Here is a 12,376-nt window from a genome sequence, read left to right as displayed (position 1 = left end):
CTGCCGTACTGAAAAAAATGAAGGTGCTATTTGCGTCTTGTTATTCACGATTAATTTCTCCGGTACCAGATTAGTCTTTCATATTGATGCGTTCCATATTCACCTTTCCGGTGTTCACATCCGTTCCTTTCAATTCGATATACAATACGTTCGGAGACCAGAATGTACCTCCGTCAATTTTGATGTACACGCGCTTTAAAACAGTATTAAGTCCGTTTGCATTGACAAACATGTAGTATTTGCCGTCGGCAGCTTTCTGCAGATGCAGGACTTTCTTTGAAGTACATACAAAACGTACTTCCCAGTGATTTTCGCTGATGCGTTTGTACTTTAATCCGTATGCATATTTACGCTGGATGAAATTGAGTTCTTTTTTCGGATTGCCCTCTTCGGTATAGCGTATCCAGTAAACATGCACGGGATTATCCTCGTCCAGCTTACCGGTCTCCTTATCGAAATTCAGTTCGTACATCACCGTGTTGGTGTTGGGTGTACGCTGAAGATAGAACAGCAGATTGTCGTATGTCTTTGGTACCGGAAATGTATCCACTTCGTTAAACGATCCGCCTGTTGCATATGCGTTACCCGGCATGACCTGTATACCGGCAAACAGCAATAACGCAACAGCAGCTACCTTAAGACCTGATTTAGCACGCGCATCCGAATCTTTCTTATCCAGGGCTCGCTTTGCATCCAGCAAACGACCCACTGCAGTGATATTGGTCATCACCGCCATGATCGCGATCGGGAGTGTAAAGACGGTCATTGTTTCAAAAATATGGAACGGTATACCCGGTACGAATAATTTATAGTCGCCGCCGATAAAAGAATAGGTTATACCGCAGGCGATTGCCGATACGCTTATCAGTACCACTCTCTCAGGACGCTGCATCAGTCCGCCCTTGCACTCCACACCAAGACCTTCTGCCCTGGCACGGGTATAACTAACCATCATAGAGCCGATAAGAGCAATGAATGCGAAAAGCGAGCTCAGGAAATAATGATGCGCAATCAGGTAATAGCAGATACCGAGAAACAGGATCATTTCACTGTAACGATCCAGAACAGAATCAAACAAGGCTCCGAATGTGGAACTCATTTTACCGATGCGTGCAACCTGTCCGTCAAGCATATCGAATAATCCGGCGAAAAGTGTCAATGCACCTGCCCATCCCACATAGGACAGATCTCCGCGATTCGTTCTTTCTGCACCGGATATAAATACGATGGCAACACAAACATTCAGTAACAAACCGATAATTGTAACAGCGTTGGGTGTAAGGCCGATTTTAATCAGACCTCTTACCAACGGATCGATCACCTTATAAATGCCGAGCTGAAGCCGCTCTCTTAAAGTCTTTTGCTGCATAGAAATCAATTAAAAGTCAAACTTGAATCGCACGCGTACGCCGGTAGCTGAAACGTTTGGATTGTTCAGGTAGGTGAAACGCCTTACCACATCCACACGAAAAAACTTCAGGATGTTTCCGAGGCCCACGCTTCCCTCCACATACGGCTGCTTTTGCAGGGAGTACGTAGATAAGTTACCGTTGGCATCAGTCGGCATATCATACAGCCGATCATCTTTTTTGTTCGGGGTGTTCTCGTCCCGGAGTCCGCCTGTAAGCACTTTAGCGCTGATATATTCGCGGAACTTCAGACGCTTGATCAGCGGCATCTTATTCAGGAAAAATCCGTTAAAACACTGATCTATCTGTATGCTTGCATAGTGGTCGCTCACAAACTCGAGGAAGTTCATCAGGTTGTAGGACTGCAACTGATAAGAATAGCTTTGGTTCGCCCGATGGATATCCAGCAGCGGGAAAGGTACCTTTCCGAATACGTATCCTCCTTCCAGAACGATATCTGAAAAGCCCAGCTGGGAGAGATAAACACGCTTGTAGATATTCGCGCTCAGGTTCTGATAATTATATTCACCGTTCAGGAAACCTTTAACGCCCACGATACCGCGCACGGTAAATACCGGGTAGCGATTCGGGAGCGGAATCCTGTACAACTTGCCCTGGTAGAACTCTTCATGAGGTGCCCAGCGCAGCTCCAGGGAGAATTCAGATGTCGTAAGACTTTCCACAGGCTTACCCGTGGCGTCATTGATATAATGCAGGCCGCCCGCAGACTGTTGCTTCCAGTTCTTGTAAGCGACTTTATACGAAAAGTGGTTATTGTATTCGTGCAGGTAATCGATGTTATAAATGTCGTTGTACAGCCACTTATCATTTACACCACGCTTGAACGAAAGGAAGATGTTATCTTCCTGGATGAACTGCAGCTCCTGTCCGGGAATTTTAGTATCGCGCTGGAAGTTTGCGCTGATCTTATTCGTAGGAAATTCATAAATGGAACGGTTGGTGAATGAATACACGCCACCTACATAATATTTCCACTTCTCGTCCTTAAAACCGTATGCGGCGTAAGTTTCGAAATAAATATTCTTACTCAGCGTAGGAGTGGTGCGGCCACCCAGACGGCCACGGAATCCTTCAACCGGGTTGAAGCTGTAAAATGTATTCACCGGACCCACTTCAAAATAAGGTCCGACTTTAGAATAACCCGCCAGCAGCAATGTGGTGATGTTCAGCACGCGGCGGAACGATCTGGTACTTTGCAGGCTATCGATATTCGAGTATACAAGCTTTTCGGAACTGCTCAATGTATCATGACGATTCTGTTCCCAGAACCGGTCGTCCTTGTTGTCTGCCGTGGTCCGGTGAACAAGCGCCTCGCCTTTAAAGAAGGAGTCATCCAGCTGTTCAGGGACCTCATAATTCCTGTAGGAGATTGTGCGCTCACCATACAAACCGCCGTCTCCGCTTTTAGTGATCCCGAAATCAGCAGACAATTTACTTTTCGACAGATGGTAACGCTTATCCGGATTCTGTTCAAACTCCTGTTGAATATGCAGCGTTTTTACCCAGTTCACGTTTACCTGCTTGTTGATTGTCATATCCACTTTCTGAACGGAATAGTGCCCGTCCAGCGTTACAAACAATGATCCCTGAAACAGGAAGTCGGCTTTGTTGCGCGGATGAAATGCCAGCTGTATCAGCGGAAAGCCGTTCAGCATGGTGGTATCAATGATATAAAATTTATAAAAAGTAGGAGACAGATCCGCTATCGGACTCAGGAACTGGTTGGTAACGATCGTGATGTTACCGTCATAGATATCAATGGTCTGGTACACGTGTTTCATGTACGTAGACAAGCCATTGTTATCGATGAACGTCGGATCGAACGAAACGCGCTTCTCAGCAATGATCTCCCGCTTTGTTTTTTCCGGTTTCCGGCGATAGTATACCTGCGACAGATTTTCCTGCATAAACAGCGGAAGAATGGCTTTGCCTTCAAGCGTAGTGGTATCAAGGCTTGTAGACATGAACTTGTACTTACGCAGCAGGATATTTTTACGCAGCTTTTCGGGGCTGTTGCTGAGCGAAAACTGCAGCTTCTCATATTCCTGGTATGCCAGGTAATCATATGCGGCCGCACGGTTATCGTCTTTGTGTGCGATCACCTCCCTGATAAGTTCAACCGCGGGATTGTTTTTATTCCGGTATTTCGGTTGTTTACCCGGCTTCACCACCACTTCTTTAAGTGTGCGGCTTTCCTCCGTCATCTGAACACTCACAGATTGTTCTCCGGGTTCGATCTTACGGGTGATTGTTTTATATCCGGTATAGGTAAAGCGGACCATTGACGGCGAACCGTCTATCTTAATGGTATAGCGGCCATTTACATCGGTGGTGGTACCGACGTTTGTCCCTGGGAAGAAAATGGCAACATCTTCAAGCGGAGCATTCGTCTTCGCATCCGTTACCACCCCGTTTACGAAAGTAGTTTGGGCAAGCAGGCGGAGGGAGGATAAAAGCAATAGGAATAAAATTCCTGTTTTGCGTGGCATAAATATCTTTATTTAAACACGAAGTGTTTCTGTAAAAAAAAGTTGTAGGTGAATGCGAGTATCAGTGAAACGATCATTTTAGCATGCAGGTAACCGAGATCGGAGGACTGGGTCAACAGCCACACGCCACCGGCATTCAACAGGAAGTTTCCGGACCATATCAGAAAATATCTTCCTGCCTGCACGTGAACCCCTCGCTTGGATTCATTGAACACCCAATCCTTATTGATCAGGAAATTGGTTACTCCGCCGCAGGTCACTCCGGTGATGTTAGCCAGCACATACCACAGTCCGAACAATTCCTTGAGCACGATAGTGGTGGTGAAGTCAACCAGCGTTGCAATTATGGAAGAAGCCTGAGCTCTGAAGAATGTTGTCATATTATCTCCGGAAAAAGATGCAGTTGTAAGAGCAACTGTAAAACGATATTGGCATACAAACCGGCCAGCAGATCGTCGGCCATTACCCCCCAGCCTCCTTTAAAAACCTCCATCCGGCGCACACCAAGCGGTTTTGCTATATCAAAAAAACGGAACAACACCAGGGCTGCCAGCACGGTAATCCAATGCACCGGTATCAGCAGCAGACTAAGAAACATTCCTGCCACTTCATCAATCACTACTTTACTGCTGTCTTTACCCCAATCTGCTTCCACTTTATTGCCCGCATACACGCCTGTAAGGGTAACGCCGGACAAAAGCAGCAGCTGTACACCAAATACGGGATGTATAAAATACCATAGCAATGCAGCAACAATCGCAGCAACCGTACCTCCGCCTTTGATATAACCGATACCGAAAATACTTGCAATAGGTTTCATCTGGAGTTATATGGAAAGCAACGGGCAGACCCAACGGAACCGCCCGTTGCTTTGAGGTATTAAAGAGCTTCTACCAGTTCCTGATAGTAATCAAGTCCGAGATGCGTGATCAGATCTTCACCCATGATATGACGCAGTGTATTCTGCAGTTTTATCAGCTGTTTGAAGATATCATGCTCAGGCTTCAGATCAGGTGCCGTTTGTGGCGCTTTAAAGTAGAAAGACAACCACTCCTGGATACCGTCCATACCTGCGCGGTGAGCGAGGTCCATAAACAAAGCCAGATCCAGTACGATCGGAGCTGCTAAGATGGAATCGCGGCAGAGGAAGTTGATCTTGATCTGCATCTGATAACCCAGCCATCCGAAGATGTCGATATTATCCCAGCTTTCTTTATTGTCGCCGTGAGGAGGATAGTAGTTGATACGAACTTTATGATACAATTCTCCGTACAATTCCGGATTCATGTCTGCGTTCAGGATTTCCTCCAGTACACTCAGCTTGGAAACTTCTTTTGTTTTGAAGTTTTCAGGATCGTCCAGTACCAGACCATCACGGTTACCGAGAATATTTGATGAGAACCAGCCACGCACGCCCAGTGCACGGGCAGCAAGTCCCGGAGCGACGATTGTCTTCATCAGGGTCTGACCTGTTTTGAAGTCTTTACCTGCGATAGGAACGTTCAGTTCTTTAGACAGCGCAACGATAGCAGGAATATCCACGGTAAGGTTAGGCGCACCGTTAGCAAAAGGAACATTTGATTTCAATGCTGCATAAGCATAGATCATGCTCGGAGCGATGTTCGGATCGTTATTTTTCAATCCTGCTTCAAACGCTTCGATTGTCTGGTGTACCGCTGTTTCTTCAGTATACTTCTCTGTGGAAGCACACCATACGATCACTACGCGTGTACAGTTGTTGTCTTTTTTAAACTGCTCGATATCCTGCATCAGCGCTTGTGCAAGATCCCATTTGGTTGCAGCCTCTTTAACGTTCGTTCCGTCCAGGTTCTTAACATAAGACTTATCGAAAACGGCTTTCATTGGCTTGATGGCCTCCAGTTCCGCTTTGATCGGCTCCAGCAGACCCGGCTCCAGAACTTTAGCGTTCATAGCAGACTGATACACGTTATCGGAGTACACATCCCATCCGCCGAACACGATCTCTTCCATTCCTGCCAGAGGAACGAAATCTTTAATAAGGGGATAACGGTTTTCAGTACGTTTTCCCAAACGGATGTTACCCATCTGGGTCAGTGACCCTACAGGTTGAGCCAATCCTTTTTTGATAGCTTCCACACCAGCTATTACGGTTGTTGCAACAGCTCCCAGGCCAGGAATCAAAATTCCCAGTTTGCCTTGAGCAGGCTTGATTTGATATTCCATGTTTGTTTATTTATTGAATTACACGTTTCTTTTTAAACTCGGCGATGTGTTTGTGTGTGATGTATGTGGTATGATGTGTGTGTGTGTCGTTTTTTATAGCCACCGGTTTTCTTTGTACCAGTTAAGCGTTTCCTGCAATCCGATATTCAGGTTGTATGCAGGGGTAAATCCCAGCTCCCGCTTAGCCCGCTCAATACTGCAATCCCAGCTCTCCGCGGTCAGCTCATTCAATTTCTCTTTATTCAGTGCCGGTGTGGAGCGACTGAACTTTTCGAGCGTTGCTGCAATTACTTTTACTAAAGGCAGCGGAACGTGAATGCGGAACGTTCTTTTGTTCATTGTCTTCTTAAAAATGTCTGCCAGCGCATAACGATCGTAAATCTGACCGTCTGAAATATTATAAACAGCCCTTCCCGTATCTACCGCCAGCGCTTTGATTGCAACATTCGCCAGATCTTTTACATAAATAAAACTCAGTTTCTGCTGTACTCTCCCTATATAAGGTTCAATGCCACCCGCAAGCGTTTTGAACATAATAAAAATGTCTTTCTCTCTCGGGCCGTACACTGCCGTCGGACGCAGGATCACCAGGGGCAGTTGCGGCAATTCATTCCAGAGATATTGTTCTGCCAGTAACTTACTGCGACCATAATCCGTAACAGGTGCCGGTGTATGCTTCTCATCAATTGCGCCGGCATGCTGATACCCGACGGGGCCCAGTGCTGCAAGGCTGCTCAGAAAAACAAACTTCTTTACACCATACTCCTGCGCAACGATCGCAAGATTCCGCGAATAAACTGCATTTACTTCATTATACTCTGCTGTGCTCCGCGCCCGCGTGAGTCCTGCGGCGTGAATCACATACTCAAACTGATGCTCTGCAAATTGCGCTCTGATGCTCTCGGTATCCGAAAAATCGATATAGACAAACTGAACCGGCATTCCTTTCAGCTGATCCACCACACTGGATCTGCGCACTGCTGCAAAAACCTCGAATCCGGCCTTCACTGCAGCTTCAGTAAGGTGGTAACCCACAAAACCGGAAGCTCCTGTTATCAATATTTTTCCGCTCATCCGCTATTCCTATAAAGCCTTTTCGTAAAGGCGATATTTTTTATAAACCTTACCGTTGATATGCTGTATACCACGGTTCATCATTTCATTGTCTTCCAGGATCCAGGATGCCTCAGCCTGCTGCATTCCTTTTTCCAACCCGCTTTTCATAACCATGCCGTAGAACACCGCTTCGATACCCATCTTACGATAGGGTTCGGTAATACCCAGCGCAATAATGCGGATCGCATTTATTTTCTTCCTGCCGAACAGGAGTTTGAAAATACCTGTTGGCAATAAACGGCCTCTTTTCACCTTGCGCTGCACCTGGTTGATATCAGGCATTGCGAGCACAAAACCGATCGCTTTCCCTTCATGCTCCGCCACAAGGCAAAAATCAGGATCGAGCACCAGCTTCATATCCTTTGCCATATAATCGAACTCTTCGTCCGTCATTGGCACAAAACCCAGATTTTTATCCCAGGCTTCATTGTATACTTTACGCAATCCGTCGACTTCCTGGCGGAAATTTTTCAGGTTGCCTTTGCGGATGGTAATTCCCTTCTGAGCGAGGCGCTGTTTCAGCGACTCCATCAGGCGCATCGACTTATCGTTCAGATCGTCGCGCTGCAACAGGTACGCAAGCAGATCGGTTTTTTTACCAAACCCAAGTTGCTGCATATACGTGTTGTAGTACGGCCTGTTATAGGTCATCATGATCATAGGGGCGCTGTCAAATCCTTCAACCAGCATGCCGCAGGTTTCATTTGTGGACGGATTAACGGGTCCTATCACCGAATGCACTCCTTTTTCCTTCAGCCAGGCAAGCGCCGCATCAGTAAGTGCTTTGAACACATCTATATTATCAACCGCATCGAGAAATCCGAAGAAACCTTCATTCGTGCCGTTGAAACGGTTGTGGTTATTGTTCAGAATGGCAGCAATTCGTCCTACCAACTTCTTACCGTCCATCGCCAGAAACAACTGCATTTCGGAGTGTTTCAGAAACGGGTGACGGGAAAGCAGATCCCGCTGTGCGATAAAAAGTTCCGGTACGTAGAACGGATCTCCTTTATACAGATCATGAGGAAAATCGATAAACGATTTCAACTGTGCTTTATCGTGAACGGGGAATATCTGAATCATGTTAGATTGCCTGAGTTTCGGCACTCATTGCCTTTACCTGTTTATAAACGGCGCTGATCTTGCCCACGGCTTCTTCTATCTGCTCGTACGTATGTGTGGCCATCAGCGAGAAACGCAGCAATGTATCCTGCGGCGCAACGGCCGGCGACACGACAGGGTTTACGAATATGCCCTGCTCCTGGAGGATGCGTGTCATCAGGAATGTTTGTTCGTTGTTGCGGATGTAAATAGGAATGATCGGTGTTTCACTGTGACCGGTATCAAAGCCTGCCTGTTTCAGCAGTTTCGATGCATGGGCCGTATTATCCCAAAGTTGCTTGATGCGTTCCGGTTCATTTTCCATTATATCCATGGCAGCGATAACGCTTGCCACAGACGCAGGCGTCATACTTGCACTGAAGATGAGGGCGCGCGCATGGTGTTTCAGGAACTCGATCGTAGCGCGGTCTGCGGCTACAAAGCCACCCAGCGAAGCAAGCGATTTTGAGAATGTACCGGAGATCATATCCACATGATCCGTAAGCCCGAAATGAGCAGCCGTTCCGGCACCTTTAGGCCCCAGTACGCCCAACCCATGTGCATCATCCACCATAATACTCGCACCGTGCTTTTCAGCAATCTGCACGATTTCGGGCAGTTTGGCGATATCACCTTCCATACTGAACACGCCATCCACAGCAATCAGCTTAATGCTTTCTTCCGGCATTTTAGACAGCTTCGCATCCAGATCGGCCATATCATTATGGCGGTATTTGATCACTTTCGAAAAAGAAAGGCGCGTTCCGTCGATGATGGAGGCATGGTCGGCCTCATCAAGAATAAGATAATCGTTGCGGCCCGTCAGCGTTGCGAGTACGCCAAGATTTACCTGAAACCCGGTACTGAATATCAGCGCTGCTTCTTTTCCCGTAAAACGTGCAAGCTTTTCTTCAAGCTCAATATGCAGATCCAGCGTACCATTCAGGAAACGTGAACCGGCACAACCTGTACCATACTTTGCAATAGCCGCCTGGGCAGCTTCTTTAATTTTGGGATGATTGGTGAGACCGAGGTAGGAATTGGATCCGAACATCAGCACTCTGTTATTATCAATAATTACCTCCGTGTCCTGCGCGGAAGAAATCGGGCGGAAATAAGGGTAAACACCCATGCGACGTGCCTCGTCAGCGGCTTTATATGCGTTTACTTTATCATGTAATTTTTTACGCATTCAGTATTTTGTTTTTAGTTTGGGAAAAGATACGGCGCGGTATCTGAAAAATTCATACGAATCGACCAAAATCGTATTTCGTTCAAATTTTTGCCAAAGGTATATGCAAAGTCATTAACGGTAATTTTAAAAACTGTTAATAATACCTTAACTATCGGCCAAACCGGGTTTCCGGTCGGTAAGCGGGAAAACAGGTAAAAAATAAGGCCGCTGGAAAGCGGCCTTTCGAATCAGATGAGCAGATCCACCAACCTGTCATCAAACATGAAAACACATTTATCGATCATCTTTATGATCACTCCTCTATTTTATGTGAGCGCGCAACACATGAATATTTTTATCTTGTAACATATCTTTACTGTCGGACACTTCGAACGAACGATTGAGCCTGTTTCCCGTATAATCGTAAATATCGGCACCCAATACCAGGGAAAGTTCCCCTTCAGGCCACCTATCAACAGGCAGAAGCCTTATTTCGCGGTCCGCAGGCTGTGTTATAACAACGGGAATGCTGGCATTCTGATCATTGGTTACCATTATATTGGTGACTGCCGCAGCATGATCGAGTCCCTGGCTGAATTGCAGTACCAGCGTATCGCGGGTTTCCCGCCTCAGTTGCTGCAGGTTTGCAGCATAAAGCAGTACCTGCCTTTGCTCCGCTCCGGCATAATATATTTTCCGGAACGAAGCAGAAAGATAATTTCCCGAAATATCGGTCAGGCTGCTGTCCACACAGATCTCGTAACGATGCCCTTCCGTAAATACAGGGCCTGTGTAATGGATACCGCTTTTCACACGACCGGGATGGATCATCAATACAAGCAGGCGGCCACTGTCCAGCCAGAAGCTGCGTTGCCTCCAGGTGCGTGGTATCAGGTTACCGTTTGCATCGCGCACCGCAACTTTCTTCCAAGCTTCACGATCTTCGGTCATACGCTGCGTAAACGCAACATGAAAAAACAATATATTTTCGGGTATTGTATCTGAAAGCGGGTAAACAGCACCGATGCTGCTTCTACCCGCTGAGGGCGTCCTGAGCTCCGGCATGGACAAAATTGTATCGGCGTAACCGCCCACATGAAGCAGGAAATGTGCCCCCTGTGCCAGCGGATAGACAGGTGTGAAACACAAACCCTGCCCACCCGTCTCAAAACGGCATTGAACGGGTAACGAGGCTGATTCTTTGCCAATCATCAGAAAAAGCCCTTCGCCGGGAAGCAGGGGACCGCCCCGGCTAATGCAGATTTCCGGTTGCTGAATGCTTCCCCCTAACCGGAAAGACTCCTGTGCCTGAGCGAACTGCTGCAGGCACAGGAATATCATTCCGAAACAAACTACAAAAAGCCTGTTCATAAAAACGCTATTGGATAACAAAGAATTGCTGTTCTGTACTACCTGATTCATATACGGCTTTAAGCAGGTACTGTCCCTGAGGCATGCCTTTCAGATCGATTGTTGTCGCAGCACCGGAAGCTATCTGATGCTGTACCCGGCGACCGTCCAATGCATAGATGTCAATACTTACCTGGCCGGAAGCAACGGGAAGTGTTACCGATATTTGTTCATGAGCCGGGTTAGGATACAGACGAAGCGCCGCTGTCTCACGCACCGACTGTGCTATTGATAACGGAGGAGCGGTTGTTGCCGTCTGCATGAGCTTCAGTGTGCCGCCCTTTTCGAGTACAAGCAATCGGTAATTGTCCCAGAAAGCGATTTCGGAATAAGTACCGGTAAACTGTTTGAACTGGTCGGCCGTAAGCGTGCTGACCGGCGCACCCGTATTGTCCCGCAGTAACACCGAATTCTTATTGTATTTGCCGGAAGTTTCCGGTGTACCATCCAGGAAAGACGCTCCTATCCGGTACAGATTGTCGTCGTGCAGATCGAACAACCAGTCTTTACTGTCGTGCCTCTGAAACACAACTTTTTCGGAAACGCCCATATTTACATTAAAGTCCTCCTTCACTTCCAGCGTTCCGCTGCCGCTCAAAGTACCTGCCTCCAGCGAATAACCCGGCGCGCAGGTGGTGACACCCATAAGTCTGGATTTTGTACCGACAACGCCAAAAGTCATTGTTTCCAAAGGAGCCGACGTGAAGTACGTGCCACCCCAGTTAGATTTAAACATAGATGTTTTGCGCTGCGTTACGGTAGCACCATTCGTAAACGGTGCTGCAACAGCAACCACCGAACCATTCAGTGAAAAGCTGCCGGAGGATACGAACAATTTATTATCTCCCCAGGTCATATCATTTACACTGAAAGAACCGCCCCAGCTAATGGTACTGTGACTTACATTAGAAAGATCGAGCAGTGTGATATCGGCACCATTCTTGCGGACCTTAAAAACATAACTGGTGGTACCGGATTCCGCAAGCACATACACCGCGCGCGACACAGGATTTACTTCCATATCTATTACGGTAAGTGTCGCACCTCCGGCCACAGGCTTAAGCTTTGTGTTCACAAAATCCGGGATAGAGGTAATGGCGTTGGGTACCAGTTCGGAAGGGTCGTTGTCTTTAATATCCAACGCATACAGCGATGTATTATCTGCCAGCAGCAGTACAACGTCTTTGCCGTCCGAGGCCATAGACAAGGCCGCGAGCCGGCCGCTGCCCAATGCCCCTGAAACCGGCGATTTGAGCAGCGCATTTGCATGGGCAGCAAATACCGATGCAAGCATTCCGGAAATAAGTAGGGTTCTTTTCATAAAAGGAGATTTAATTGTTTAAAAATCCGGCAGTCCCGGTAGTCATCCTTTCAAGACCCGACTTCAGAAGAAGTGGTTGGCAACATTTCCTTGAACAGCGATGATAAATGACGAACGACATTCATCACAC

Annotated in this window: 10 protein-coding genes; all 10 read right to left on the bottom strand. The window is 47.2% G+C overall.

The features are described from left to right. Nucleotides 1–70: 70 nt before the first annotated feature. The 10 genes from ABD846_RS04520 to ABD846_RS04475 all read right to left on the bottom strand — a co-directional run bounded on the left by ABD846_RS04520 (nucleotide 71) and on the right by ABD846_RS04475 (nucleotide 12,246). Nucleotides 71–1,369, bottom strand: coding sequence for a DUF4833 domain-containing protein (locus ABD846_RS04520; RefSeq protein WP_344823104.1), 1,299 nt, complete (start codon nucleotides 1,367–1,369; stop codon nucleotides 71–73). Nucleotides 1,370–1,378: 9 nt separating this feature from the next. After that, a complete protein-coding gene (locus tag ABD846_RS04515; RefSeq protein ID WP_344823102.1) occupies nucleotides 1,379–3,919 on the bottom strand; it encodes a DUF5686 and carboxypeptidase-like regulatory domain-containing protein in 2,541 nt (846 codons plus the stop codon). A gap of 8 nt (nucleotides 3,920–3,927) precedes the next feature. Beyond that, nucleotides 3,928–4,299 carry a GtrA family protein gene (locus tag ABD846_RS04510; RefSeq protein WP_344823100.1) on the bottom strand — a complete coding sequence of 124 codons (372 nt, stop codon included), beginning with the start codon at nucleotides 4,297–4,299 and terminating at the stop codon, nucleotides 3,928–3,930. Then, entirely contained in the window at nucleotides 4,296–4,739 is a 444-nt protein-coding gene (locus tag ABD846_RS04505; RefSeq protein ID WP_344823098.1) for a phosphatidylglycerophosphatase A family protein, read from the bottom strand. Before ABD846_RS04505 ends, ABD846_RS04510 begins: the two co-directional genes overlap by 4 nt. A 59-nt stretch (nucleotides 4,740–4,798) precedes the next feature. Further along, nucleotides 4,799–6,124, bottom strand: a complete 1,326-nt coding sequence (locus ABD846_RS04500; RefSeq protein WP_344823096.1) for an inositol-3-phosphate synthase — start codon at nucleotides 6,122–6,124, stop codon at nucleotides 4,799–4,801. A gap of 93 nt (nucleotides 6,125–6,217) precedes the next feature. Further along, nucleotides 6,218–7,198, bottom strand: coding sequence for an NAD-dependent epimerase/dehydratase family protein (locus ABD846_RS04495; protein ID WP_344823094.1), 981 nt, complete (start codon nucleotides 7,196–7,198; stop codon nucleotides 6,218–6,220). Between the two features lie 9 nt (nucleotides 7,199–7,207). Then, on the bottom strand, nucleotides 7,208–8,323 hold the full coding sequence (locus ABD846_RS04490; RefSeq protein WP_344823092.1) for a hypothetical protein: 1,116 nt from the start codon (nucleotides 8,321–8,323) through the stop codon (nucleotides 7,208–7,210). A 1-nt stretch (nucleotide 8,324) separates the two neighbouring features. Then, on the bottom strand, nucleotides 8,325–9,533 hold the full coding sequence (gene spt, locus ABD846_RS04485) for a serine palmitoyltransferase (protein ID WP_344823090.1): 1,209 nt from the start codon (nucleotides 9,531–9,533) through the stop codon (nucleotides 8,325–8,327). A gap of 303 nt (nucleotides 9,534–9,836) precedes the next feature. Beyond that, entirely contained in the window at nucleotides 9,837–10,886 is a 1,050-nt protein-coding gene (locus ABD846_RS04480; RefSeq protein ID WP_344823088.1) for a hypothetical protein, read from the bottom strand. 7 nt (nucleotides 10,887–10,893) lie between these two features. Next, nucleotides 10,894–12,246 (bottom strand): T9SS type A sorting domain-containing protein, encoded by a 1,353-nt coding sequence (locus ABD846_RS04475; protein WP_344823086.1) that lies wholly within the window; start codon nucleotides 12,244–12,246, stop codon nucleotides 10,894–10,896. Between the last annotated feature and the right edge of the window lie 130 nt (nucleotides 12,247–12,376).

It is taken from the genome of Rurimicrobium arvi (assembly GCF_039540495.1).
Taxonomy (GTDB): domain Bacteria; phylum Bacteroidota; class Bacteroidia; order Chitinophagales; family Chitinophagaceae; genus Rurimicrobium; species Rurimicrobium arvi.
The sequence above is the reverse complement of the archived record's forward strand: the minus strand, read 5'-3'. Positions and strand labels throughout refer to the sequence as shown.

Coding starts and splice junctions, on each gene's coding strand:
- ABD846_RS04520 (WP_344823104.1), bottom strand. CDS start 1,369: ATGCAGCAAAAGACTTTAAGAGAGCGGCTTCAGCTCGGCATTTATAAG.
- ABD846_RS04515 (WP_344823102.1), bottom strand. CDS start 3,919: ATGCCACGCAAAACAGGAATTTTATTCCTATTGCTTTTATCCTCCCTC.
- ABD846_RS04510 (WP_344823100.1), bottom strand. CDS start 4,299: ATGACAACATTCTTCAGAGCTCAGGCTTCTTCCATAATTGCAACGCTG.
- ABD846_RS04505 (WP_344823098.1), bottom strand. CDS start 4,739: ATGAAACCTATTGCAAGTATTTTCGGTATCGGTTATATCAAAGGCGGA.
- ABD846_RS04500 (WP_344823096.1), bottom strand. CDS start 6,124: ATGGAATATCAAATCAAGCCTGCTCAAGGCAAACTGGGAATTTTGATT.
- ABD846_RS04495 (WP_344823094.1), bottom strand. CDS start 7,198: ATGAGCGGAAAAATATTGATAACAGGAGCTTCCGGTTTTGTGGGTTAC.
- ABD846_RS04490 (WP_344823092.1), bottom strand. CDS start 8,323: ATGATTCAGATATTCCCCGTTCACGATAAAGCACAGTTGAAATCGTTT.
- spt (WP_344823090.1), bottom strand. CDS start 9,533: ATGCGTAAAAAATTACATGATAAAGTAAACGCATATAAAGCCGCTGAC.
- ABD846_RS04480 (WP_344823088.1), bottom strand. CDS start 10,886: ATGAACAGGCTTTTTGTAGTTTGTTTCGGAATGATATTCCTGTGCCTG.
- ABD846_RS04475 (WP_344823086.1), bottom strand. CDS start 12,246: ATGAAAAGAACCCTACTTATTTCCGGAATGCTTGCATCGGTATTTGCT.